The organism is Lentzea xinjiangensis (assembly GCF_900110955.1).
Lineage (GTDB): Bacteria > Actinomycetota > Actinomycetes > Mycobacteriales > Pseudonocardiaceae > Lentzea > Lentzea xinjiangensis.
This window is the reverse complement of record NZ_FOFR01000011.1, coordinates 45,472-68,588: the sequence shown is the minus strand read 5'-3', so window position 1 is coordinate 68,588 and position 23,117 is coordinate 45,472. Positions and strand designations below refer to the sequence as shown.

General features: G+C 70.5%; 25 protein-coding genes and 1 pseudogene. 14 read left to right on the top strand and 12 right to left on the bottom strand.

Annotated features, from left to right (window positions below):
* Positions 1-210: 210 nt before the first annotated feature.
* A pseudogene (locus BMW88_RS44495) lies at positions 211-489 on the top strand (hypothetical protein); the annotation flags it as partial.
* A gap of 213 nt (positions 490-702) precedes the next feature.
* Here BMW88_RS44495 and BMW88_RS23075 read toward each other — a convergent pair.
* Positions 703-2,151, bottom strand: coding sequence for an alpha/beta fold hydrolase (locus BMW88_RS23075; RefSeq protein WP_089953769.1), 1,449 nt, complete (start codon positions 2,149-2,151; stop codon positions 703-705).
* 280 nt (positions 2,152-2,431) lie between these two features.
* Here BMW88_RS23075 and BMW88_RS23070 point away from each other — a divergent pair, with 280 nt between their 5' ends.
* On the top strand, positions 2,432-3,418 hold the full coding sequence (locus BMW88_RS23070; RefSeq protein WP_089953767.1) for a PHP domain-containing protein: 987 nt from the start codon (positions 2,432-2,434) through the stop codon (positions 3,416-3,418).
* Here the strand turns inward: BMW88_RS23070 and BMW88_RS23065 are convergent.
* Entirely contained in the window at positions 3,381-3,959 is a 579-nt protein-coding gene (locus BMW88_RS23065) for a hypothetical protein (protein ID WP_177221254.1), read from the bottom strand. The genes BMW88_RS23070 and BMW88_RS23065 overlap by 38 nt on opposite strands.
* A 133-nt stretch (positions 3,960-4,092) precedes the next feature.
* Here BMW88_RS23065 and BMW88_RS23060 point away from each other — a divergent pair, with 133 nt between their 5' ends.
* Genes BMW88_RS23060 through BMW88_RS23050 form a run of 3 tightly spaced genes read left to right on the top strand, consistent with a single transcriptional unit; the run spans position 4,093 to position 7,673 of the window.
* Positions 4,093-5,481: a CBM96 family carbohydrate-binding protein gene (locus tag BMW88_RS23060; RefSeq protein ID WP_245777993.1), complete on the top strand. Its 1,389-nt coding sequence runs from the start codon at positions 4,093-4,095 to the stop codon at positions 5,479-5,481.
* A 27-nt stretch (positions 5,482-5,508) separates the two neighbouring features.
* Positions 5,509-6,714, top strand: coding sequence for an MFS transporter (locus BMW88_RS23055; protein WP_089953764.1), 1,206 nt, complete (start codon positions 5,509-5,511; stop codon positions 6,712-6,714).
* Positions 6,711-7,673, top strand: a complete 963-nt coding sequence (locus BMW88_RS23050; RefSeq protein ID WP_089953762.1) for a TolB-like translocation protein — start codon at positions 6,711-6,713, stop codon at positions 7,671-7,673. Before BMW88_RS23055 ends, BMW88_RS23050 begins: the two co-directional genes overlap by 4 nt.
* A gap of 32 nt (positions 7,674-7,705) precedes the next feature.
* Here the strand turns inward: BMW88_RS23050 and BMW88_RS23045 are convergent, their stop codons facing one another.
* The 7 genes from BMW88_RS23045 to BMW88_RS23015 all read right to left on the bottom strand — a co-directional run bounded on the left by BMW88_RS23045 (position 7,706) and on the right by BMW88_RS23015 (position 14,766).
* Positions 7,706-7,969 carry a hypothetical protein gene (locus BMW88_RS23045; protein WP_143116202.1) on the bottom strand — a complete coding sequence of 88 codons (264 nt, stop codon included), beginning with the start codon at positions 7,967-7,969 and terminating at the stop codon, positions 7,706-7,708.
* A 126-nt stretch (positions 7,970-8,095) separates the two neighbouring features.
* Complete coding sequence (locus BMW88_RS23040) at positions 8,096-9,376, bottom strand: ABC transporter substrate-binding protein (RefSeq protein ID WP_218148177.1); 1,281 nt, start codon at positions 9,374-9,376, stop codon at positions 8,096-8,098.
* 37 nt (positions 9,377-9,413) lie between these two features.
* Positions 9,414-10,523, bottom strand: coding sequence for a branched-chain amino acid ABC transporter permease (locus BMW88_RS23035; protein ID WP_218148176.1), 1,110 nt, complete (start codon positions 10,521-10,523; stop codon positions 9,414-9,416).
* Positions 10,520-11,407, bottom strand: a complete 888-nt coding sequence (locus BMW88_RS23030; protein ID WP_089953758.1) for a branched-chain amino acid ABC transporter permease — start codon at positions 11,405-11,407, stop codon at positions 10,520-10,522. The genes BMW88_RS23035 and BMW88_RS23030 overlap by 4 nt, the downstream gene beginning before the upstream one ends.
* Complete coding sequence (locus BMW88_RS23025; protein WP_089953756.1) at positions 11,400-13,220, bottom strand: AMP-dependent synthetase/ligase; 1,821 nt, start codon at positions 13,218-13,220, stop codon at positions 11,400-11,402. Before BMW88_RS23025 ends, BMW88_RS23030 begins: the two co-directional genes overlap by 8 nt.
* Positions 13,217-13,996, bottom strand: a complete 780-nt coding sequence (locus BMW88_RS23020) for an ABC transporter ATP-binding protein (RefSeq protein ID WP_089953754.1) — start codon at positions 13,994-13,996, stop codon at positions 13,217-13,219. The genes BMW88_RS23025 and BMW88_RS23020 overlap by 4 nt, the downstream gene beginning before the upstream one ends.
* Entirely contained in the window at positions 13,993-14,766 is a 774-nt protein-coding gene (locus BMW88_RS23015) for an ABC transporter ATP-binding protein (RefSeq protein WP_089953753.1), read from the bottom strand. The genes BMW88_RS23020 and BMW88_RS23015 overlap by 4 nt, the downstream gene beginning before the upstream one ends.
* A gap of 204 nt (positions 14,767-14,970) precedes the next feature.
* Between BMW88_RS23015 and BMW88_RS23010 the strand changes: the two genes are divergently transcribed.
* The 3 genes from BMW88_RS23010 to BMW88_RS23000 are packed head-to-tail and all read left to right on the top strand — an operon-like array spanning position 14,971 to position 16,636.
* Positions 14,971-15,435 (top strand): SRPBCC family protein, encoded by a 465-nt coding sequence (locus BMW88_RS23010; protein ID WP_089953751.1) that lies wholly within the window; start codon positions 14,971-14,973, stop codon positions 15,433-15,435.
* A gap of 12 nt (positions 15,436-15,447) precedes the next feature.
* Positions 15,448-16,167, top strand: a complete 720-nt coding sequence (locus BMW88_RS23005; protein WP_089953749.1) for a SigB/SigF/SigG family RNA polymerase sigma factor — start codon at positions 15,448-15,450, stop codon at positions 16,165-16,167.
* Between the two features lie 43 nt (positions 16,168-16,210).
* Positions 16,211-16,636 carry a DUF4383 domain-containing protein gene (locus tag BMW88_RS23000; RefSeq protein ID WP_177221253.1) on the top strand — a complete coding sequence of 142 codons (426 nt, stop codon included), beginning with the start codon at positions 16,211-16,213 and terminating at the stop codon, positions 16,634-16,636.
* Here BMW88_RS23000 and BMW88_RS22995 read toward each other — a convergent pair.
* Complete coding sequence (locus tag BMW88_RS22995) at positions 16,623-17,546, bottom strand: DNA topoisomerase IB (protein ID WP_089953746.1); 924 nt, start codon at positions 17,544-17,546, stop codon at positions 16,623-16,625. The genes BMW88_RS23000 and BMW88_RS22995 overlap by 14 nt on opposite strands.
* 49 nt (positions 17,547-17,595) lie before the next feature.
* Between BMW88_RS22995 and BMW88_RS22990 the strand changes: the two genes are divergently transcribed.
* From BMW88_RS22990 to BMW88_RS22980, 3 genes are read left to right on the top strand one after another with little or no spacing between them, the layout of a single operon-like run.
* Positions 17,596-18,663 carry a carboxylate-amine ligase gene (locus BMW88_RS22990; protein ID WP_089953744.1) on the top strand — a complete coding sequence of 356 codons (1,068 nt, stop codon included), beginning with the start codon at positions 17,596-17,598 and terminating at the stop codon, positions 18,661-18,663.
* Positions 18,663-19,436 carry an iron-containing redox enzyme family protein gene (locus tag BMW88_RS22985; RefSeq protein WP_089953743.1) on the top strand — a complete coding sequence of 258 codons (774 nt, stop codon included), beginning with the start codon at positions 18,663-18,665 and terminating at the stop codon, positions 19,434-19,436. Before BMW88_RS22990 ends, BMW88_RS22985 begins: the two co-directional genes overlap by 1 nt.
* A gap of 20 nt (positions 19,437-19,456) precedes the next feature.
* Positions 19,457-19,825, top strand: coding sequence for an STAS domain-containing protein (locus BMW88_RS22980; RefSeq protein ID WP_177221252.1), 369 nt, complete (start codon positions 19,457-19,459; stop codon positions 19,823-19,825).
* A gap of 122 nt (positions 19,826-19,947) precedes the next feature.
* Here the strand turns inward: BMW88_RS22980 and BMW88_RS22975 are convergent, their stop codons facing one another.
* Entirely contained in the window at positions 19,948-20,130 is a 183-nt protein-coding gene (locus BMW88_RS22975; RefSeq protein ID WP_089953741.1) for a hypothetical protein, read from the bottom strand.
* A gap of 7 nt (positions 20,131-20,137) precedes the next feature.
* A complete protein-coding gene (locus BMW88_RS22970) occupies positions 20,138-20,584 on the bottom strand; it encodes a nucleoside deaminase (protein ID WP_245777992.1) in 447 nt (148 codons plus the stop codon).
* Positions 20,585-20,728: 144 nt separating this feature from the next.
* Here BMW88_RS22970 and BMW88_RS22965 point away from each other — a divergent pair, with 144 nt between their 5' ends.
* The 3 genes from BMW88_RS22965 (at position 20,729) to BMW88_RS22955 (ending at position 23,101) form a co-directional block, all read left to right on the top strand.
* Entirely contained in the window at positions 20,729-22,207 is a 1,479-nt protein-coding gene (locus BMW88_RS22965; protein WP_089954110.1) for an Nramp family divalent metal transporter, read from the top strand.
* A gap of 41 nt (positions 22,208-22,248) precedes the next feature.
* On the top strand, positions 22,249-22,674 hold the full coding sequence (locus BMW88_RS22960) for a hypothetical protein (protein ID WP_089953739.1): 426 nt from the start codon (positions 22,249-22,251) through the stop codon (positions 22,672-22,674).
* Between the two features lie 163 nt (positions 22,675-22,837).
* Positions 22,838-23,101 (top strand): YggT family protein, encoded by a 264-nt coding sequence (locus tag BMW88_RS22955; protein ID WP_245777991.1) that lies wholly within the window; start codon positions 22,838-22,840, stop codon positions 23,099-23,101.
* Positions 23,102-23,117 lie beyond the last annotated feature (16 nt).

Genomic DNA, 23,117 nt, shown 5'->3' with positions numbered 1-23,117 from the left:
ACAGCTCACCGCTCGCGGTCGCGCCGGGCCGGTCGCGAGCCGCGAGGTCAGCGTGGCGGAGCCGGCCCGCGCCGGCGAGCCGGACCGCGGTCCGGCCCGGTCGGCGCCGGTGCGCTACCCGCGGAACGAATCGGAGGTGGGTACGCCGGGTGCGAAGCCTGGCGGCTGGGTGCGTCCGAGGGGAGCATGTGCCGTTGAACGCCGCATTCCGTGCCACCGCCGCCGTTGTCGCGCTCGCGTACTACGCGACCGCGCAGGCCGGTCTGGTCCTCGCCCTCGGCCACCACCGCGGTGCTCGCGTCCCTGGTGACGGTCAGCGAGTCGCGGTTGCCGTTCCTCGTGTTCCCGATGCTGATCTGGGCGGCGCTGCGGTTCCGGCACGCGGTCGCCGCGCCGTACGCCGTGATCATCTCTGTGGCGGCGGTGCTGTCGACGGCCGGCGGGCACTTCGCGTCGAGCGGCCTGCTGACCACGATGATCGTGCTGCAGGCGTTCAACGGCACGGTGGCGCGGACGGGGCTGGTCCTCAGCGCCGTCACCAGCGAGCGCGACCAGGCCCGGCGGCCGTCGAGCGCGCGTCCGAGCAGCTCACCGGGACCATCGCGCGCTACCGGGAGGAAGGCGTGGGCAAACGACTCGGCCGGGTCGTGCCTCCCGCCTGGCCCGGTGCGGCGGGCACGTGCCGCCGCACCGGCCGGGACGTCAGAACGGCTTGGTCTCCGCCGCGATCTCGGCGAGGACGTCGCTCAGCGGCCGCGAGGACGACCCCGACAACGCGGCCGCGGCACCCGGCGGCACGGTCTCCGCGATGTCCGTTCCCGCGCACGTCACCCGTGAGGCCGGCAGGATCCCCGCCACCAGGTACTTGTTGACCAGGGCGTCGACGCAGGCGTTGCGGCGCAACGCGTAGTGCCCGTGCTGGCCGTCGTTCGACACGCTGATCAGCGGCTGGTTGAGGTGCCCAGCCATGACCCTCCCGTTGGCCAGCGGCGTCTGGGTGTCGCCGTCGGAGTTCACCACGATCCCCGCCGGGTACTCGCGGGTGATCGCCGGGATCGTCTCCGGGCGGGTGAACGCGCGGAACGTGCAGTTGGTCGGCGCCATGTAGTCGACGGTGCCGCCGTAGGGGTTGGTGTCGCGCCAGCGCTTCATGTCGTTGTAGTAGGTGTTGACGTCGGTGAACCAGTCCCACTCGCACACGACGGCCTGGTAGGTGCCGGCGGAGGTCGGTTCGATGTCACCCCTCCTCAGCGCGGCGACGATCGCGGACGCCTCACCGGGGTCGGCGGCACCGGCCTTGATCGAGGCGATGTGCCGGGAGAACGCCGCCCACGAACGGCGGTAGCGGGTGGCACCGACCGCGTAGTCGAACGACGTGACGTCGGCGTAGCCGCCGTACGGGCCCGCGGCCAGCTTCGCCGCGATGGCGTCCAGCTCACCGCGCACGGCCGCGGCGGTGGAGCCGAGGCCGTAGGTGCCGTTGCGGGCGGCGGTCCACTCCGTCCACTTGCGGAGGTTGTCGGTGATCGCATCCACCACGTCGACGTCCTGCTCGTGCCACGTCTTCAGCGGGTCCAGGGCGGAGTCCAGCACGCTGCGGTCGAGGCGCGCGGGGAACATCGAGCCGTAGACGGCGCCGAGCTGCGTGCCGTAGGAGTAGCCGACGTAGGAGATCTTCTTCTCCCCCAGGGCACCGCGGATGACGTCCATGTCGCGGGCGGTGTTCATCGTCGAGACGAACCGGCGCATCTCGCCGCCGCCGCGCTGGCAGTTCTCCTCGACGGCACGGGCGTACTCCGACCAGTTCGAGAGCTGCGAGTCCGTTGGGCGCGACGGGAACTCGTCGTCGGACCGCGTCGCGACGCACCGCAGCTGCGTGGAGCGGCCGACACCGCGCGGGTCCATCCCGATGACGTCGTAGACGCGCAGCACGTCGGTCTGGGCGTTGAACCAGTGCACCGCGCCCAGACCGGAACCGCCGGGGCCGCCGGGGTTGGTCATCAGCACGCCTCTGCGGCGCGCGGGATCGGTCGCCTTCTTGCGCGAGATGGCGATCTCCAGGTTGCCGTTGCCGGGGTTGCGGTAGTCCATCGGCACGATGACCGTGGCGCACTCGACCCCGTCGACGGGGTGACCCACCCCTCCGAGCACTCGGCCCAGGCGACCGCCTGGCCGTAGTACTCGTCCAACGGCCCCGCCGCCTGGGCCGTTCCCACCGGTGACATGAACAGCGGAACGGCCAAAGCCGCCGCGCCCCAACGCTTCCTCACCACGCACCCCTCCGTCGTCGGCCAGCGGTTGAACGCTTCCGCAGCCGCCGCCCCCGTCGACACCTCCGAAGGTCGGGTGAAATTCACCGCGGTGTCCGCTGGGTCTCAACCGGCCAGGAGCAGCGGAAGGCGTGCGGGCGGCGGATGGGGTAGGAAGAGGTATGGATCCGGTCAAGGCGTTGAAGCAGGTGGCCTTCCACCTGGAGCGGGCGGGTGAGCCGACCTACCGCGTCCAGGCGTTCCGCAACGCGGCCGCCGTCCTGGCGGAGCTCGACCCCGCCGACGTCGAGAAGCGGGCGCGGCTCGGCACGCTCACCGACCTGAAGGGCGTCGGGAAGTCGACGGCCGGCGTGGTCGTGGACGCGCTCGCGAACCGGGAACCGTCCTACCTCGCGAAGCTGCGCCACGTCGAGATCACCGGCGGCGAGGAGCTGCGCGCGAAGCTCAAGGGCGACTGCCACGTCCACTCCGACTGGTCCGACGGCGGCAGCCCGATCAGGGACATGGCCGAGGCGGCCAGGGACCTCGGCCACGAGTACATGGTCCTGACCGACCACTCCCCGCGCCTGACCGTCGCGAATGGACTGAGCAGGGACCGCCTCGAGAAGCAGCTCGAGGTCGTCGCCGAGCTGAACGCCGAACTGGCGCCGTTCCTGGTGCTCACCGGGATCGAGGTCGACATCCTCGACGACGGCTCGCTCGACCAGGACGAAGACCTGCTGGAACGGCTGGACGTCGTGGTCGCGAGCGTCCACTCGAAACTGAGGATGCCCGGGGCGGAGATGACCGAGCGGATGCTCACCGCGGTGGCGAACCCGCACGTCGACGTCCTCGGCCACTGCACCGGGCGCCTGGTCGTGGGCAAGGGCCGCCCGGAGTCGCAGTTCGACGCGGAACGGGTCTTCGAGGCCTGCGCCGCGGGCAACACCGCCGTCGAGATCAACTCGCGGCCCGAGCGGCTCGACCCGCCGCGCCGGCTGCTGTCCCTCGCCGTCGACGCGGGCTGCACGTTCTCGATCGACAGCGACGCGCACGCACCCGGCCAGCTCGACTGGCTGAACTACGGCTGCGCGCGGGCCGAGGAGTGCGGTGTCCCACCGGACCGCGTGATCAACACCCGGTCCGCGTCCCGGCTGCTGTCCGGATGAGGTGCTCGTACCAGGGCACGAGCGGCCCGGTGTCGGCCAGCGCGCTGGTCAGGGCCGCCTCGCACAGCTCGCGGACCGGTCCGGGGTCCCACGCGCGCACCAGGTCGTCCATCGACCCGAGCCTGCCCAGCGCGTAGCGCTCCAGCCCGGCGCAGATCGGCACGACCGTCCCGTCGGCCTTCACCACGAGCGGGTCGGCCCGCACGAACGCCCCGGGGTTGGCCCGCAGCAGCGCGGCGGAGGTGACGTCGAACTGGACCTCGACGGCGTCGTCGTCGGCGACCCGCTGGAGCTCCACCGCCGCGTGGACGAGGCCGACCCGGTCCACGCCGCGCGGCCGCACCCGGACCTTGCGCGCGCCCTCCCCCACCGCCTCGGTGGCGAGGGCCCGCAACCGCGGCACGGTGGCCGGCACGAGGTCGATCAGCGCCGTCACGCGGTGCCCCTCGGCCGCGCGCGCACCCACCTCGTCCAGCCCGGCCACGAGCTCGGCTCCCGGCACCGCCGCGAGCCAGCGGGGGGCGTGGACCTCCACTGCCATACCGGTACAGAGCACCGGTCCGCCGCGGAAATACCGTTGCGGGGCAATAACGTCATTTGCCCGCAGTTCACCGAACCGCCTTCGCCCGATCATCGGGCATCGATCGATCCGGCTCTAACGTTCCCGACGGCCCATGTCCGTCAACAGGAAGCGCGCCGGCATGTCACGTCGCAGGGCTCCCATAGCCGTGCTCTCCACCGTCATCGTCACGGCGGCCACACTCACCGCCTCCACCACCGCCCACGCGGCCACCACCACGTTCACCCCCACCGCCGACACCTACGTCGACAGCTCCGCCACCGGCACGAACCACGGCACCTCCGGCCAGCTCGGCACCGACAACTCGCCGATCAAGCGGACGTTCCTCAAGTTCACCGTGTCCGGGACCAGCGGTGCCGTCAGCAACGCCAAGCTGCGCATCCACACCGACGACGTCGCCGGTGCGGAAAGCCCGAACGGTGGCACGTTCCGGGCGATGGCCGACACCGGCTGGACCGAGACCGCGGTCACCTGGAACAACCAGCCCGCGATCGACGGCGCCACGCTCGGCTCCCTCGGGTCCGTCGTGCGCAACGCCTGGTACGAGGTCGACGTCACCGGCCTCGTCACGGGCAACGGCACGTTCGGCATCGCCATCACGTCCAGCAGCACGGACGGCGCCGACTACGACTCGCGGGAAAGCGGCTCGTCCACCGCCCCGCAGCTCGTGGTCACCAGCGGAACGACGCCGCCACCCGGCGACCCGGTCCTCGTCGGCGCCGGCGACATCGCCGACTCCGGCTCCGGTGACACCGCGACGGCCGCGTTGCTGGACAACATCCAGGGCACGGTCTTCACCACCGGCGACAACGTCTACCCGGACGGCACCGCCTCGCAGTTCAGCTCCTACTACGAGCCCACCTGGGGCAGGCACAAGGCGCGCACGCGTCCGTCGCCGGGCAACCACGACTACCACACCAGCGGCGCCACCGGGTACTACAACTACTTCGGGGCGCAGGCCGGTCCGTCGGGACGGGGTTACTACTCCTACGACATCGGCAACTGGCACGTGGTGTCGCTGAACTCCAACATCAGCACGTCGGCGGGCAGCGCGCAGGAGCAGTGGCTGCGCCAGGACCTGGCGGCGAACACGAAGCCGTGCACCGCGGCGTACTGGCACCACCCGCTGTTCACCAGCGGGGCCAACCACGCGCCCTCGACGGCCACCCGGCCGCTGTTCCAGGCGCTGTACGACAACAACGCCGACGTGGTGATCTTCGGCCACAACCACCAGTACGAGCGGTTCGCCCCGCAGAACCCCAGCGGCGGGCTCGACACCGCCCGCGGCATCCGCACGTTCGTCGCGGGCATGGGCGGCGCCGGCGCCTACGGCTTCGGCACGATCAAGCCCAACAGCGAGGCGCGCAACACCGGCACGCGCGGCGTGCTGAAGCTGACGCTGCACAGCGACAGCTTCGACTGGCAGTTCGTGCCGGAGGCGGGCAAGACCTACACCGACAGCGGCACCACCGCCTGTCACTGACGCGCCCGCCAGGGCTGGAGGCCGACGTTGTACCTGTCCACGATCGACCGACCCAAGTCAGCGAACTGGAAAGGGCTGAGCGGCAACGTCTTCGCGCTCGGCGCGGTCAGCCTCATCACCGACGTGTCGTCGGAGATGGTGGCGGCCGTCCTGCCGCTGTACCTGGTCATCGGCCTCCAGCTCAGCCCGGCCGCGTACGGGCTGATCGACGGCGTCTACACCGGCGCCACCACCCTCCTGCGACTCGCCGGCGGCTACCTCGCCGACCGGACCAACCGGCGCAAGGCCGTGGCGGGCTTCGGTTACGGGCTCTCCGCGGTGGCCAAGCTCGGCCTGCTGGCCGCGGGCAACTCGATGACCGCGCTGGGCCTCGTGATCACCGCGGACCGCGCGGGCAAGGGTCTGCGCACCGCGCCCCGGGACGCGCTGATCACGTTGTCCACCCCCAGCGGGGACCTGGGGCGCGCGTTCGGCGTGCACCGGGCGATGGACGGCATCGGCGCGTTCGCCGGGCCGCTCGTCGCGATGGCCGTCCTCGCGGCCTCCGCGCAGTCGTTCGACGCCGTGTTCGTGACCAGCTCCTGCATCGCCGCGTTCGGCGTGCTGGTCCTCGTGCTCTACGTGCGCGACCGGCCGGAACCGCTGCAGCGCAAGGAACCGCTGAAACTCGCGCTGCTCGGCGACCCGGCGGTCCGCCGGCTCGTGCTCGCCGCGGCACTGCTCGGCCTGGTGACGATCGGCGACGGGTTCGTGTACCTGCTGCTGCAGAAGCGGGAGGGGCTCGCGTTCGGCTGGTTCCCGCTGCTCGCCGTCGGCACGAGCCTCGTCTACCTGCTGCTCGCCGCACCGCTGGGCGCGCTGGCCGACCGGGTCGGCAGGCTGAAGGTCATGCTGGGCGGCTACGTCGCGCTGCTGCTCGTCTACCTGCTGATCCACGGCCCGGTCGGCGGCTGGCCGCTGCTGGTCGCGGTCGTGCTGCTCTACGGCGTCTTCTACGCGGCCACCGACGGCGTGCTGATGGCTCTCGCCGGCCCGGTGCTGCCGGAGCGCCTGCGCACCACCGGCATCGCGCTGATCCAGAGCGGGCAGGCGCTCGCCTACCTCGGCTCGTCCGTGCTGTTCGGCCTCGCCTGGCAGTTCGCGAGCCCCGAGGCCGCCACCAGGACCGCCGCGGGCGCGGTCGTCCTGGCCCTGATCGCCACCGCCGCACTCCTGGGACGTCGCCGCTCATGAACAACCGACTGCTGATCACGCTCATCGCCGCCGTGCTGCTCGGTGGCGTCGCCGTGGGCTACACCGTGCTGTCCGGCGCACCACCCGAAGAGGCAGCGCACTCCGTTGCGGCAGGTAGCGGTCCACGGCTGATGGTGCTGACCAACGGCACGCTCTCCACCGTGTCGCGCACCGATCCCGCCGGTCCGCGCGAGGTGACCGAACAGCGGTGCGACCGCGTGTACTCCGCCGCGGGCACCATCTCGTGCCTGCGCCCGGTCGGCGCGCTCAAAGCGGGCGAGCTGGCCGTGCTGGACCGCGGCCTGAAGGAGCTGAAGACCGTTCCGCTGACCGGCTTCCCGAACCGCACGCGGGTGTCCGCGAGCGGCCGGATGGTGGCGTGGACCCTGTTCGTCGACGGGCACTCCTACGCCGCCAACGGTTTCTCCACGAGCACGGGCATCCTCGACACCAAGACCGGCGCGCTCGTGCAGTCGCTGGAGGAGTTCACCGTCGAGGGCATGCCGCAACGGCCGGTCGACGTCAACTACTGGGGTGTCACGTTCACCGCCGACGACAACCGCTTCTACGCCACCATGTCCACTGGCGGCCACCGCTACCTGCTCGAGGGCGACTTCGCCGCGAGGACCGTCCGCCCGCTCACGGACTCGGACAACGTCGAGTGCCCGTCGCTGTCCCCCGACGGCACCCGCATCGCCTACAAGGCCGCGGTCGACGGCGATCCGCAGAAGGGCTGGCGGGTCTCCGTGCTCGACCTCGCCACCCGCGCGGTCACCCCGCTCGCCGAGACCCGCAGCGTCGACGACCAGCCCGCCTGGATCGACGACCGGACCGTCGCGTACTCCCTCCAGCGCGACGACGGCTCGAACGACGTGTGGTCGGTGCCGGCCGACGGCTCCGGCGCGCCCGCGGTCCTCGTGCCCGAGGCGAGCTCACCGGCGCCGGTCGACCAGCGCTGAACAGGATCGAGCAGACCGGACGCGGCCGGTGACTAGACGGGCAGCGGCCGCATCCGGTCGGGCATGTGCGCGCGAAGGGTGTTGTGCAACGCGGACACCTCTTCGGCGTCGAGGAGCACGGACCCCGTCCCGCACGCCAGGACCGCCTCACCCGTGCGCTGGTCCGGCACGTAGCGCAGTGCCACGTCCGGCACCGCGCAGGCCTCGGCCTGACGAATCGCGACCAGCAGCTCGGTCACCCGCTCGTACCCCAGCCGCGCGCTCCACCGCAGCGCGGCCGGGGGACGGACGAACAACCGGAGACCTCCGGTGGCTCGGCGAACCTCGACGCACGACAACACCGCTACCACCTTCCACGGCCGGCTCACCAGCGAGACTAGTCACGGATCGCCGGGGTCAGCGTCGAGTGTCACCCGTTCGGTTCATTGGTAGCAGGGCTTCTCGAACTTGAAGTCCTTCGCCGTCGGACCGGTGAAGAACTCCTCCACCAGTGACACCCCGGTGGGAGCGGCGTCGTCGGGCTTGTAGATGAGCGTCTGGCGGAACGTCGCGTCCTGTGGCGAGGCGGAGAAGTTGCCCGCGCCGGAGGGGAGCATGCCTTCGTAGTCCACGGAGGTGAGCTGGCGCACGGCGTTCAACACGCCGGCGCGGGTCAGGTCCTTGTTGGCGGCGGCCTTCTCCAGGGCGGCCTTCAGCGGGTACGCCCACACCCAGCCGGCGGTGTAGCCGTCGTTCGGCGTCACACCGGGCAACGCGGCGCGCAGCGCGGTGTGACCGACCGACTCGGTGTTCCACGCCTTCCACGGCGCCGACTGCAGGTACAGCGCCTTGATCGCGGGAGCGGCCGGCGACTTCAGCAGACCGGGGTTCCACGTCGGCGAGGTGCCGATGAACCTGCCCTTGTAGCCGCGGGCGGCGGCCTGACCGATGATCACCGCCGCGTCGGTCGGGCCCGTCGTCAGCACGACCAGGTCGGGCTTCTTGGACACCACGGCGTCGATCGCGCCGCCCTGGTTGTCCTGGCCGGTCTGCGTCGTCACGTTCTCGAACGCGAGGCCGCGCTTCTCCGCCGCGATCTTCGCTCCGGCGGCGGCGTCGTCGCCGTAGTCACCGGCGAGGTGCACGGCCATCACGGACTTCGCGCCGAGCTCGTCGACGGCGTAGTCGACGGTGTTCATCGACTCGACGCAGTAGTTCGCGCCGGACTCCAGCACGACCTCCTCGAAGCCCCACAACGACGTCCACGACGCGGGCACCGACACCATCTGGGTGTTCTCGAGGTCCGGCAGGATCGCGGCGGTGGTCGGTGAGCCGAGCGTCTGCGTCAGCGCCAGGACGTTGCCCTTGATCTCCTGGTAGACCTGGTTGTGGATCTGCGGGTTGTACTTGTTGTCCTTGACGTACTTGGTGACGTCGACCTCGTAGCCGCCGATGCCGCCGCGGTCGTTCACGCGCTTCCAGAACGCCTTCTGCGCCTCGGTGATCGGCACGGCCAGCGTCTTGAACGGGCCCTCGGTGAGGTCGGAGATGGTGCCGAGGTAGATGCAGCCCTTGGACTTGTCGACGGCTTGCGGGCAGGCCTCGGAGGTGACGCCCGCGTCGACCTTGATGCCGCCCGCGCCCTCCTGGGGCGCGGCGCCGTCCCCGCCGCGACACGAGGCGAGCGCCAGCGCACCCGCGAAGATGGCGGCGCCGACTCTCACAGTGGCAAATCTCTTACCGGACATGGGGATTCTCTCCTCAGTACGAGAACGGCCAGGTGCGCCAGTAGTTGCGGACGCGGACCCAGATGCCGAACAACCCGCGTGGCTCGACGATGAGGAACACGATGATGAGCACGCCGTAGAGCACGGCTTCCAGCTGGAAGACCGTGATCACACCGGTCGCGTCACCACTGACGAACGGCAGCACCGCGGGCAGTTCCCTGGTGATGCGTGGCAGCAGCGTGATGAAGAGCGCGCCCATGACCGCTCCGGAGATGGTGCCCGCGCCGCCGATGAGCACCATCGCGATGTACTGGACCGACAACAGCAGGCTGAACGAGCCGGGGTCGAAGAACCCGTTCACCACGAACAGCAACGCGCCCGCCACCCCCGCGTAGAACGAGGACACCGCGAACGCCAGTACCTTGTACCTCGTCAGGTCCACGCCGATCACCGACGCGGCCAGGTCGCGGTCCCGCACCGCGGCGAAGGCCCGCCCCACCCGCGAGCGCACCAGGTTGCGCGCCAGCACGCCGAAGATGACCAGCAGCACGAACATGACGAGGTAGAGCTGCTGGGCCGCGGTGAACAGCGCGTTGTCCCTGTCCAGCCGCACGCCGAAGAGCTCGGGGACCGCAGCGGGCCGCCCGATGCCGGGACCGCCGGTGAGCGAGGTCCACTCCCGGAACACGTGCTCGCCCAGGAAGACCAGCCCGAGCGTGACGATCGCGAGGTAGAGACCGCGCAGCCGCACCGCCACCGGCGCCACCAGGACGCCGAAGAACGCGGCCACCAGTCCCGAGGCCAGCAGCCAGACGGGCAGCGACGTGATGCCGAACCCGATCACCCGCCCGGTCTGGGAACCGCTCAGGGCGGCGCCCGTGTACGCGCCGATCGCGAGGAAGAACGCGTGGCCCAGCGAGACCTGGCCCGCGTACCCCGTGACGATGTTGAGCCCGATGGCGCCGATCGCGGCCACGAACCCGGTCGCGAGCAGTTGCAGCAGGTCGTCCGTGATCAGGAACGGGACCACCAGGGCGAAGACGACAAGACCGCCCGTCCACGCGCGTTTGGGACGCGTGTTCAGGAACGCCATGTCCTGCGCGTAGGAGGTGTACAGCTCAGGCCGGCCCTTGAGTGCCTTCACAGCCGTTCCACCTCTCGTTTGCCGAACAACCCGTACGGTCTGACCAGCAACACGAGCAGCATCAACGCGTAGGGCGCGACCAGCCCGAAGTTCGGTCCGAGCCACGGCGCGAAATCACCCTGGTACGTGCCGAAGAGCGACTCGACGACGCCGACCGCGAGCCCGCCTGCCACCGCGCCGCCCAGCGACTCCAGCCCGCCGAGGATGATCGCGGGCAACGCCTTCAGCGCCACGATCCACAGCTGCTGGTCGACGCCCGCGCCGGTCGCCACGAACACACCGGCCAGCGCGGCGAGCCCGCCCGCCAGCGCCCACGACAGCGCGAACACCGAACCGACCGAGATCCCCTGCGCCAGCGCGACCTCCTGGTCGTGGGCGACGGCCCGCATGGCGAGCCCGATCCGCGAGTAGCGGAAGAACGCGAACAACGCGACCGTGACGACAGCGGTGGTCCCGATCATCACCAGGTACCGCTGCTGCACCTCGACGCCCAGGAACGACATCGTCGTGAGGCCCCACGGATCGCCGACCTGGCGCACGTCCAGGCCGATGAACGCGTTGGTCACCACCCGCACCACGACGTCCACGCCGATGGTGATGATCGCGACCACGAACACCGGTTTGCCGACCATCGGCCGCAGCACGGTGCGTTCCACGCCCAGCGCCAGCACCGCGATCAGCGCGGCGGCGACCAGCACCGCCCCGAAGAACGACACCGCGGGCGAGAGGTACGAGACCAGCACCGCGCCCGCCAGCATGAACGCCGGCTGCGCGAAGCTGATCACCTGCGTCGACTTGTAGATGATCACGAAGCCGAGCGCGAGCAGCGAGTAGATCGACCCGGTGCCGAGGCCTCGGACCAACGACTGGAGAAACTCATCCATACATGCTCTCCACGAGATCGTCGAACATCTTGCCCAGCGCGGATCTCTTCACCTTCTGCGTGGCCGTCAGCTCGCCGTCGGTGTGGTCGAGCTCCTTGGGGAACATCCGGAACTTCTTGATCTGCTCGACGGTGGCGAACCTCTCGTTCACCTCCGTCACGATCGTCTGCACCAGCTCGCGGACCTCCGGCTTCTCCGACAGGTCCCGGTAGGTGGTGTAGGGGATCCTGCGCTGCTGCGCCCAGTGCCCGACCGTCTCGTACTCGATGCCGATCAGCGCCACGAGGTAGGGGCGCTGGTCGCCGATCACCACGGCTTCCTTGACGTACGGCGAGGTCTTCAGCGCGTTCTCGATCTCCGAGGGCGCGATGTTCTTGCCGCCCGCGGTGATGATGATGTCCTTCATCCGGTCGGTGATCTTCACGTGCGTGCCGTCGACCCACTCGCCGACGTCGCCGGTGTGCAGCCAGCCGTCGGTCAGCACGCGCCGCGTGGCCTCGGGATCGCGCCAGTAGCCGGCGAACGTGCCGCCGTGCCTGGTGAGGATCTCGCCGGTCCCGGGGTCGATGCGCAGCTCGGTGCCGGGCTGCGGCTCGCCGACCGTGCCGAGCTTGACCCGCCCCGGCCGGTTCCCGGTGGCCACGGCGGTGTTCTCGGTCATGCCGTAGACCTCGTGCATCGGCACCCCGATGCCCATGAAGAACTTCAGCACGTCCGGGGCGATCGGCGCGGCGCCGGAGGCGGCGTAGCGGACGTGCCGCATGCCGATCCTGGTCTTCAGGGCGCGGAAGCAGCACAGCCAGCCCAGCGCGTAGACCAGCCTGCTGCGCGGGGTGTGCCTGCCGCCGGTCCGCACGAGCGTCTCGCCGATGCCCTCGGCCCTGCGCAGCCAGAACCGGGCGACGGACCGCTTGAGCCGGCCCGCGCTGGAGACACCGATCGTGACCGAGGCCAGCACCTTCTCCCAGATGCGCGGCACGCCGAACAGGATCGTCGGCTGCACCTCGCGCAGGTTCGCCTGCACGGTCTCGATCGACTCGGCGAAGTGCACCTGCACGCCGGAGGCGGCGCTGAACCACGTCGTGAAGATCCGTTCGGCGACGTGGCACAGCGGCAGGTAGGACAGCGTGACGTCGGCGGAGGACGGCGGTGGCGAGGTGAACCCGCCGCCCTCCACCAGCACGCGGACGGCGAACTCGACGTTCGCCACGGTCAGCATCGCCCCCTTGGGCGGCCCGGTGGTGCCGGAGGTGTAGATCAACGTCATGACGTCGTCCGGCGTCGTCTCCGCCATCCGCCCGGCCAGCTCGCCCGCGTTCTCCTCCCGGTGCCGCGCGCCCAGCTCCAGGAAGTCGGCCCAGGACAGCAGCTTGGGGTTGTCGTAGCGGCCCTTGATGCCCCTGGGCTCGACGTAGACGATCCACTCCAGCTCCGGCGCGTCCTCCAGCACCGCCAGCGCCTTGTCGACCTGCTCCTGGTCCTCGGCGACGAGGATCCGCGCACCGGAGTGGGACAGCAGGTAGGCGACCTCGGAGGGCGGGTTCGTCGGGTACAGCCCGACGGTGGTGCCCCTCGCCGCGACGGTGCCCAGGTCGGCGTAGAGCCACTCCCGCCGGTTCTCCGAGTGGATCGCCACCCGGTCGCCCGGCCGCAGGCCGAGCGCGAGCAGCGCGTTGCCGACCAGTTCGACGTTCGCCCAGTAGCCGGCCCAGCTGACCTCCTGCCAGATGCCGAAGTCCTTGGCGCGCAACGCGATCTGGTCTCCGGTGGCGGCCGCCCTGTCCCGCACGCGACTCACGACGGTGGTCGTCATGGCGCCACGCTCCGGTGCTGCTCGCCGAGGTAGGCGCGGATGACGTCGGGGTCCTGCTGCACCTCGGCTGGCGTGCCGGTGCGGATCGGACGGCCGAAGTCCATGACCATCACCCGGTCGGCGAGGTCCATGACGAGACCCATGTCGTGCTCCACCATGATCATCGGGATGGACAGCTCCTCGCGGACGTCGAGGATGAACCTGGCCATGTCCTCGGTCTCCTCGACGTTCATGCCCGCGACCGGCTCGTCGAGCAGGAGCAGCCGGGGTTCCATCGCGAGCGCCCTGCCCAGCTCGACGCGCTTCTGCACCCCGTAGGGCAGCAGGCCGACCGGCAGCCGCCGCCACTGCTCCAGTTCCAGGAAGTCGATCACCCGCTCGACCGCCGCCCTGTTCTCCAGCTCCTCCCGGCGCGCCCTGCCGAGCCAGAGGAACGCGGACAGCGCGCCGTACCGCATGTGGTTGTGGCGGCCGAGCATGAGGTTGTCGACGACGGTGAGGTGGGAGAACAGCTCGATGTTCTGGAACGTGCGGGCCATGCCCGCCGCGGCGACGCGGTGCGGGCGCATGCCGACGAGGTCCTGCCCGGCGAACCGGACGGAACCCCGCTGCGGCCGGTAGACACCGCTCAGGACGTTGAAGATGGAGGTCTTGCCTGCGCCGTTCGGGCCGATGACCGCGAAGAGCTCGCCCTCGCCGACCTCGAACGACACCCCGTCGACGGCGACGACCCCGTCGAACGCGAGCCTGACGTCGCTCACCTGCAGGATGCTCATGACAGCCACCGCTTCCTGCGCTTGTAGTGCTTGACCGCGCGGAACGAGGAGGTGCCCAGACCGAGGTAGAACTCGCGGATGTCGTCGTCCTCCAGCAAGGCCGCGGCCGGGGAGTCCATGACGACCTTGCCGGTCTCCAGCACGTAGCCGTGGTCGGCGATGGAGAGCGCCATGCTGGCGTTCTGCTCCACCAGCAGGACCGTGGTGCCCTGCTCGTTGATCTTCACGACGAGGTCGCGGATCTGCTGCACGAGCAACGGCGCGAGGCCGAGGCTCGGCTCGTCCAGCAGCAGGTAGGAGGGCTCGGACATGAGCGCCCTGCCGATCGAGAGCATCTGCTGCTCGCCGCCGGAGAGGTAGCCGGCGCTCTGCCTCCGCCTCTCCAGCAGCCGCGGGAAGAGCTCGTAGCAGCGTTCGAGGTTCCGCCGCAGCGCCTTGGGCCTCGCGTGGCCGCCGACCCTGAGGTTCTCCTCCACCGTGAGCTCGGCGAGGATCCGGCGGCCCTCCAGCGCCTGCTTGATGCCCCGGTCGGCTATCTTCGCCGGTGAGAGGCGGTGGATCGGTTCACCGTCGAGGGTGATCGACCCCTTGGTGACCTTGCCGTCGTGCACGTCGAGGAGCCCGCTGAAGGCCCTCATCAGCGTCGTCTTGCCGGCTCCGTTCGCCCCGAGCAGGGCGACGACCTTCCCCTGGGGCACCTGCAGGCTCACGCCGCGGAGCACCAGCATCACCTCGTCGTAAACAACCTCAAGGTTGTTCGCCTCGAGCACCAGCGCCTCCTAGTGGCCCGTGTCACATACCGAGCAGTATGCCGCCACCGGACGTGATGTCGACCACCACGGTCGGATTCGTGATGCGCGGATGGCGAGCGATCGGTCACCGACCGTGACTGTCCAGAGTGGACTGAAGGCGATGTGTAACACCGAGTGACCTGGGTACTCACCTGATGACACCAAGATGAAGGAGGAGGTTTCGTGACCACCATTGAGAAGTCGGTGGACGTCCATGTTCCTGTGAGCACGGCGTACAACCAGTGGACCCAGTTCGAATCCTTCCCGGCGTTCATGGACGGCGTCGAGAAGATCGACCAGGTCACGCCGACCAGGACTCACTGGACCACGAAGATCGGTGGGGTCGTCCGCGAGTTCGACGCGGAGATCACCGAGCAGCACCCCGACGAGCGCGTCGCGTGGACCACGGTCGACGGACCGCCGCAGGGTGGTGTGGTCACGTTCCACCGGCTCGACAACGACACGACGCGGGTCCACCTCCAGATGGAGTACGAGCCCGAGACCCTCACCGAGAAGGCGGGTGCCGCGCTGGGCGTGGTCGGCCACCGGATCGAGGGCGACCTCAAGCGGTTCAAGGAGTTCATCGAGAACCGCGGCACCGAGACCGGCGCTTGGCGGGGCGACGTCACGCCGCCGCCCCAGGTCTGATCGCGGTGCGCGTTGACGCCCGACCAGCACGCGGCGTTTGAGGACCTCGCCCGCACCGGCCGCGACTCGCCGCGTTACTACGCGTTGCGGGACCGGCTGGTGCGGGAGTACCTCCCGCTCGCCCGGCACATCGCCCGCCGCTTCAGCGAACGCGGCGAGCCGATGGAAGACCTCGCCCAGGTGGCGGCGGTCGGGTTGATCAACGCCATCGACCGGTTCGACGTGGGTCGGCAGACGGACTTCCTGTCCTACGCCGTGCCCACGATCACCGGCGAGGTGCGCAGGCACTTCCGCGACCAGTGCTGGGCCGTGCGGGTGCCGCGGCGGTTGAAGGAGCTGTGCGACGCGATCGACGGCGCGACGGCCGAGCTGTCGCACCGGACCGGGCGGTCCCCCACGCCCTCCGAGATCGCCCGGCACCTCGGCGTGCCGGTGAGCGACGTCTACGAGGGCCTGCGCGTCGAGAAGAACGTCGCCTTCGCGCCGCTCGACTCGTTGGAGAACTCCACGGTCGACGACCCGGCACTGGAGGGCGTCGAGATCCACGAGGCCCTGCAGCCGATGCTGCGGGGCCTTCCCCGGCGTGAGCGGACCATCGTGGTCCTGCGGTTCTTCGGCCGGCTGACCCAGACGGAGATCGCGCGCCGCGTCGGGATCTCGCAGATGCACGTCTCGCGGCTGCTCACCAAGTCGCTGGAGCAGCTGCGGCACGACCTGCTGGCGGAGGAGTGAGGATGGGCGAGCGGGAATGTCCGGTTCTGGCGATACTGGCGGCATGAACCGGTTGAGGTGGCCCCAGAAACTGGCGATCGGCACGGGCGCGGTGCTCGTGCTCTGGGGCGTGGCCGGGTTCTTCGCGACCGGGTTCTCGTCCTTCGCCGGCGAGTCGGACACCTGGGTCGCGGGGCTGCGCGTGAACCCGTTGCAGAACACGATCCACGTGCTGGCCGGCGCCGCGTTGCTGCTGTCCTACCCGCGCCTGAGGGCGCTGAGCGGCACCGGCCTGCTCGTGGCGGCGTCGTTCCTGGTGCTCTTCGGGTTCGGGACGGCCCGCTACGACGACCAGGTGGTCAACTTCCTGAACGTCAACTCCGGCAGCAACGCGCTGCACCTGCTCAGCGGGTTCGCGGCGCTGGCGGTGGCGCAGGGCGCCGTCTGGTGCCGGCAGTGCGACCGGGCCGCCGCGCTCAAGGCTTCCTGAGCAGCTTGCGCACCGCCCGCTCGGGATCGCCGTTGCCGATGACCTCGCCCTTCTCGAAGGCCTCGACCAGACGCGGGTCCACGTAGGACTTCCGCGCGACGGCGGCCGTGTTGCCCAGGTGCCCGGAGACCTCCTTCATGACCGCGCTGACCGCTCGCTTCGACGGCTTGCCGCGTTCCCGCAAGGCCCTGGCGAACGCCTCGGCCGCGCGGACCGTGGCGTGCCAGGTGCGCAGGTCCTTCACGCTGAACTCGGCGCCGACCAGCTCGCGGAACCGCTCGTTGACGTCGTCCGCGGTGAGGTCGAAGAGGCGGCAGTCCGGCGTCCTGTCCCTGAGCAGCGACCGGACGGCGCGGGCGAGCTTGGGGTCGGTGATCTCCTCGTCCACCTCGACGCCGTGCTTGGCGGGGAACCGGAACCGCACGCGGTGGCCGCGCACGCTGAGGTGCTCGCAGAGCAGGGTGGCGACCCCGTGGGTGCCGTTGTCCTCGGTGTACTGCTCGTGGCCCACCCGGAACACGCCGAGGTCGAGCATCCGCAGGGCGATGGCGAGCAACCGCTTGCGGCCCCGCGACCTCATGTCCTGCTCGATCTGCGCGCGGAACTTCGGCAGGCGCGGGGCGAGTTCCAGCACCCGGTCGAACTTCTCCGCGTCCCGGTCGATCCGCCACTTCTCGTGGTAGAGGTACTGGCGGCGGCCCGCCTCGTCGTAGCCGATGGCCTGGATGTGGCCGTTGGGGTGCGGGGAGATCCAGACGTCCCGCCACGCGGGCGGGATGACCAGGGCCTTCACCCGCGCCACGTCGTCGGCGGTGAGGGCGTTGCCGGTGGCGTCCACGTACCGGAAACCGCCGCCGTGCCGGCGACGGGTCCAGCCGGGACGAGCCGGGTCGCTGCGGCGCAGTCTCATTCGGACACCTCGTGGTTGATCAGCACGACGTGCGGGTACCCGCTCTCCGATGAATCACTACACCGTCGGCGTGGAACAGGAGTTCCTCCTCGTCGACCCGGAGTCGCGGCGGCCGGTGGCGCTGGCGCCGCAGGTCAGGAAGATCTCCCGCGCGCCGGGAGACCTCGACGTCCAGGGCGAGCTGACGCCGTTCCAGATCGAGGTCGCCACGGGCGTCACCCACTCCTTCGAGGAGCTGGACGAGCAGGTCCGCGCGGCACGGCGCACGCTCGTGCGGGCCGCCGACGAGGCCGGGGCGCGGCTGGTGGCCACGGGCATGCCGCCGATCGGCGAAGCGGGCCCTCCCCCCGGATCGGATGACCCCCGGTATCACCAGATCGAGTACTCCCACCGCAGGCTCGTGATCGGGCAAGGTGCTTGCGGACTGCACGTGCACGTGGGCGTCGAGAGCAAGGCGGAGACCTTGCGGGCGTCGAACAAGCTGCGGCCGTGGCTGCCGACGCTGCTCGCCCTCAGCGCGAACTCCCCGATCTACGGGGGAGAGGACACCGGGTACGCGAGCTGGCGGTCGATGGTGTGGTCACGCTGGCCGGTGAGCGGGCCGCCTCCCGAGTGGGACGGCCCCGAGCACTACGACCGGACCGTCGACGCGGTCATCGCGACCCAGGCCCTGCTGGACAGGGCGATGGTCTACTGGGACGTGCGGCCGTCGCAGGACCACCCGACGGTGGAGATCCGGGTGGCGGACATCCCGCAGCTGGCAACGGAAGTGGTCGTCCTCGCGGAGCTGATCCGCGCTCTCGTCGCGTCCGAACCCTCCGAACAGAGGGTGGACGATTCCGTGCTGCGAGCGGCATATTGGCGTGCGTCGCGCGACGGGGCCGACGGACTGGCCGCCGACCCGCACACCGGAAAGCTCTCCCCCGCGTTCGACCGGGCACTGTCGCTCGTCGACCACGTGGCGCCCGCGCTGCGCGATCGCGGCACGCTGTCTACTGTGGAGCGGCACATGGACTGGTTGCGCCGCAACGGCTGCGGTGCCGCCAGGCAACGACGCTGCCCGGACCCCGAGTCCCTTGTGGACCAGCTGATAGCCCGAACGCGTGAGGAAACCTGATGCGCCTCCCTGCTCCCCGCGGCCACATGAGCGCCGCACTCGTCGCCGCGCTGCGCGTCCCACCGCTGCCGCGACCGGCGCTGCTGGTCAGCGGCGGCACCAGGCAGGCGTGGCTGGACGACGACCTGCAGCTCACGCTGTGGATCTGCTACGAGCTGCGGATGCGCGGCTTCGACGACGTCGACCCCGGCTGGGAGGACCACCCGGCGCTGACCCAGTTCCGCGCGGCGCTGGAAGCGCGCTGGGAGGAGAGCCTGCGCTCGCTCACCGAGACGACCCAGCCCGCGGTGCTCTCCGACGCGGGCGAGGCCGAGCTGCGCAAGCACAACGCGTTCTGGCGGCCGCGCCGGGAGATGCGCTCGGTGCTGCGCGACATCCACGGCGACGCGTACGGCGCCCGGTCGGAACGCACGCACTCGGTGCTGTTCACCGTGACGCTGCGCGACCTCGACGGCGGTCCCGGCCCGAGCGTCGACGACATGCCGGCGCCCACCCTGGCGCTCGCCAACGCGCTGTCGCTGTTCGGGCTGCACCGGCGCCTGGTGGGGGCTCTGGTGGGGTTCCTGACCGCCGTCGACACCATCGGCGGTGACCCGTTCGCGCAGCTGCTGCCGGTGCAGTGCCCGCCGGACGACGTCCGGCTCGGCTTCACCGTCTGTCACGAACTGCACGCCCGCCTGACCCAGCACGTCGACGCCGCACTGGCCGAGGGCCGCTCCTCGCTGAGGGGGCGTTGGCTGGTCTCCCAGGGCCGCGTTAACGTGGGGTGTTGAAGTTCTCGAAGGGAGACAGCGTGCCCGACCCCACCGCCCTGGCCTCTGTGGTCGTCGACCGGATCACCTCCGACGTCGTCGTGCTGCACGTGTCCGGCGAGCTCGACACCACGAGCAGCAGCGAGCTGAACGGTCCCCTGGACAGCCACGTGGTGGAAGCGAACCGTGCGGTCGTCGTCGATCTGGCCGGCGTGAAGTTCCTCGGCTCCGCCGGGCTGGAGGCGCTGGTGCTGGGACAGCAGCGCGCCTCCCGCGCCGGGGTCGACTTCATCGTCGTCGCGGCCGCGCGAGCGGCGTTGCGGCCGATCGAGGCGACCGGGCTCGACTCGGTCTTCACGATCGTGCGCTCGGTGGACGAGGCCGTGGAGCGCTACACGGCCTCGAAGTAGGCGCCGGTCGGCCCGTCCGGTCCGATCTGCGGTGATCCGCATCCGCGGGAAGGCCTTCGCGCACTCCACGGTGACCACGGCGATCGCGGCCCTCGACTCCGGGGACCCGCGGTCGCCGACGTTCACCACCGGGCGAGCGGAGCGCTCCGGCAGTTGACCAGCACGTCCAGCTCCGCCGGCGTCGCCGCCGAGGCGGACTCGTCCGAGGTGTCGTCGAGCCGCACCGCGTGACCGGCCGGCACCAGCCGGCGGGCGGCCTCGGCACCCGCGTCCCCGTTCGCGCCGGCGATCAGCACGGAAGCCACGCACCCACTAGTCCCGGCCGATGTCCTCGTACCACAGCTCAGGGCGCTCGGCGATGAACGCGGTCATCAGCTCGATCAGCCCGGGGTCCTCGACGACCGTGATGCCGACGCCGTGCTGGGCGAGCCAGTCGTGGCCGCCGTGGAACGTGGTGGCCTCGCCGATCAGCACGTGCGAGATGCCGAACTGGCGCACCAGGCCGCTGCAGTACCAGCACGGCGACAGCGTCGTGACCATGGTCGTGCCGCGGTAGCCGCGCTGCCTGCCCGCGTTGCGGAAGGCCGACGTCTCCGCGTGCATGGAGGCGTCGTCGTCCTGGACGCGGCGGTTGCGGCCGCGGCCCAGCAGCCTGCCGTCGCCGTCGAAGAGCGCGGCGCCGATGGGGATGCCGCCCTCGGCCAGTCCCGTCCGCGCCTCTTCGACGGCGACGGCCAGCATGTCTGCAGCAGAGGTCATGCGGGCCAAGCTACTTCGTCCTGAGCGGTTCCACCGCCATCGGCGTGCCGGTCTCTCGGGCTGCGATGTGTTGACCGGGTGCCCGTACCGCCGGGACAGTGGTGGCTCCGTTCCCCGCGTGCCGGGAGGTCGACAGTGCTGTCGATGCAGATCGGGGTGAGCAGGCCGCCGCTCGACCTGGCGGACCTGCCGGAACCCGAGGAGGTCTTCCGGGTCCGCAGGCTGGGACTCCGCCAGGTCGTGCAGTTCGTCATCGGCCCGAGCCTGATCGCGCTCGGCATCTCGATCGGCAGCGGCGAGTGGCTGCTCGGCCCGCAGGCGGTCGGCGAGTTCGGCTTCGTCGGCATCGGCTGGGTGATCACCGTGTCGGCGCTGCTGCAGACGTTCTACAACGTGGAGATCGCCCGGTACGTCGTGGCGACGGGTGAGGTGCCGGTCGTCGGCTGGGGCCGCGTCCCGCCGGGCTGGAAGTTCTGGGTGCCCGTCTCGCTGGCGGTCTTCTACTTCGCGTTCCTCTTCGGCGGCTGGGCGGCGGGCGCGGGCCAGGGGCTCTTCGCGCTGATCGCGGGCCGCGGCTACCGGCCCGACGAGATCCAGCTCGTGCGGCTGCTGGCGATCGGTCTGCTCGTCGTGGTGTTCCTGATCACCGCGGGCGCCCGCAAGGTGTCGCGAGCGCTGGAGCTGGCGAACTGGGTGCTCGTCGGCTCGCTGCTGCTGGTCCTGATCGTGGTGGCGGTGGCGGTCGTGCCGTTCTCCGCGTGGTCGGAGGGAGTGCGCGGCCTGGTGACCCCGGCGGCCCCGCCGCAGGGCATCACCGCCACGCAGCTCGGCGGCCTGGCCGGCTTCACCGCGCTGGCGTCCGGCCTGAACTGGTACGCGATGAACCACTACCGGGACAAGGGCTACGGCATGGGCCACCACGTCGGGTTCATCGCGGGCCTGCGCGGCGGCAAGCAGGAGCTCCGCCCGGTCGGCGTGACCTTTGTGGACACCCCGGCGAACACCTCGCTCTGGAAGCGCTGGTACCGGTTGCTGCTGATCGACCAGTGGGCGGTGTTCTTCGTCGGCGCGATGCTCGGCATGCTGCTGCCGACCGTGCTGATGGCGCACATCGTCGCGGTGTCGGGCCGGCAACCGACCGCGGCCGACGTGCCGACGTTCACCGCCGAGCAGCTCGGAGTGCTCCACGGCCAAGGCATGTTCTACCTGATGCTGGTCGTGGGCGTGCTGGTGCTGTTCTCCACGCAGCTCGGCATCTTCGAGGCGCTGGTGCGCAACTTCACCGACGCGGTGCACGCGGTGTCCCCGCGGCTGCGCAAGCGGATCGAGGACGACCCGCGCCGGTTCTACTACCCGTTCATGCTGCTGGTGCTGGTGCTCATCGCGGGAGCGATGCACCTCGCGCTGCCCGTCGAGCTGGTGCAGATCTCGGCGAACATGTCGAACCTGGGCGCGCTGATGTTCCCGTTCGCCCTGATGTACCTGAACTCGCGGCTCCCCCGCCCGGCGCGGCCACGGTGGTGGCACTACGTGGTGCTCGGGCTGAACGTGGTGTTCTTCGGGTTCTTCTTCGTGAACTTCGTCCACGAGTTCGTCACCGGAGCTCCGCTGGTGAGCTTCTGACCCTTCGTTCCGACCGGCTGTCCGGGGAGTGGGTGGTACGTGTGGACGACAACGGACCGGGCTGCGTCGCGGTGCTGGCCGGCCTCTCGACGCTGATCTACGCGATCGTGTCCTTCGGCTACTTCCGCCAGGGCTTCGAGGAGCTGGGCACGGGCGAGACCTGGTCGTGGCTCCTCGCGGTGCTGGGCTCGCTGGTCCTCGTCGCCGCGATCACGGGCCTGGGCGCCGCCGTCCGCGCGGACCCCGGCTGCCTGGGCGGCCTCGGCCTCTTCGCCGCGGCGGGCGCCCTGCTGGCCGGCCACCACCTGGTCGTGCGGCAGGGCGACGCCCCGCGGTGGGTGCTCGACCCGCCGACCCCCGCCGAGTGGTTCTGGGACGATCCGCCGCGGTGGGCGGAGATCACGCAGTGGATCGTCCTCACGGTCGTCGGCGTCGCCGTGGCGATGGCGGCGACCAGCCGGCGGTGAGCGGCTCGGCGCCGTCACCACGACGCAGGCCGCCCCGGCGGTGGCCCGGGCCTTCGTCCGCACGTCACGTGCTGGAGACTGTCTCAGCGAGTTGCCAGGCGCCTCTCAGCTTCATGTGGCTTCATGGACGTACGGGACACAACAGGAGGCCAACTTGTTCGGCGTGATCGGCTTCGTGGTCGGCTGGCTCTTGACGCTGTTCATCATCGTGATGATCGGCCGGATGATCGTGGACTGGGCGGTCACGCTGGAGGCGCGCGGTGACTGGGTGTGGAAGGTCCGCCGGGTCACGCACGCGGTGACCGAGCCGGTGCTGGCACCGGTGCGCAAGGTGTTGCCGCCGCTGCGGTTCGGCGGGTTCGGGTTGGACCTCGCGTTCACCGTGGTGTTCATCGCGGCGCTGATCCTGCGCTCGATCGTGTGGTGAGGACCCGGGGCCGAGC

Excerpts from the sequence above, each read along its gene's own strand:
- BMW88_RS22985 (WP_089953743.1), top strand. The coding sequence starts at position 18,663 with ATGCGCCTCCCTGCTCCCCGCGGCCACATGAGCGCCGCACTCGTCGCC.
- BMW88_RS22990 (WP_089953744.1), top strand. The coding sequence starts at position 17,596 with ATGAATCACTACACCGTCGGCGTGGAACAGGAGTTCCTCCTCGTCGAC.
- BMW88_RS23060 (WP_245777993.1), top strand. The coding sequence starts at position 4,093 with ATGTCCGTCAACAGGAAGCGCGCCGGCATGTCACGTCGCAGGGCTCCC.
- BMW88_RS22970 (WP_245777992.1), bottom strand. The coding sequence starts at position 20,584 with ATGACCTCTGCTGCAGACATGCTGGCCGTCGCCGTCGAAGAGGCGCGG.
- BMW88_RS23000 (WP_177221253.1), top strand. The coding sequence starts at position 16,211 with ATGAACCGGTTGAGGTGGCCCCAGAAACTGGCGATCGGCACGGGCGCG.
- BMW88_RS23050 (WP_089953762.1), top strand. The coding sequence starts at position 6,711 with ATGAACAACCGACTGCTGATCACGCTCATCGCCGCCGTGCTGCTCGGT.
- BMW88_RS23020 (WP_089953754.1), bottom strand. The coding sequence starts at position 13,996 with ATGAGCATCCTGCAGGTGAGCGACGTCAGGCTCGCGTTCGACGGGGTC.
- BMW88_RS23030 (WP_089953758.1), bottom strand. The coding sequence starts at position 11,407 with ATGGATGAGTTTCTCCAGTCGTTGGTCCGAGGCCTCGGCACCGGGTCG.
- BMW88_RS23025 (WP_089953756.1), bottom strand. The coding sequence starts at position 13,220 with ATGACGACCACCGTCGTGAGTCGCGTGCGGGACAGGGCGGCCGCCACC.
- BMW88_RS23070 (WP_089953767.1), top strand. The coding sequence starts at position 2,432 with ATGGATCCGGTCAAGGCGTTGAAGCAGGTGGCCTTCCACCTGGAGCGG.
- BMW88_RS22995 (WP_089953746.1), bottom strand. The coding sequence starts at position 17,546 with ATGAGACTGCGCCGCAGCGACCCGGCTCGTCCCGGCTGGACCCGTCGC.
- BMW88_RS22965 (WP_089954110.1), top strand. The coding sequence starts at position 20,729 with ATGCAGATCGGGGTGAGCAGGCCGCCGCTCGACCTGGCGGACCTGCCG.
- BMW88_RS23065 (WP_177221254.1), bottom strand. The coding sequence starts at position 3,959 with ATGGCAGTGGAGGTCCACGCCCCCCGCTGGCTCGCGGCGGTGCCGGGA.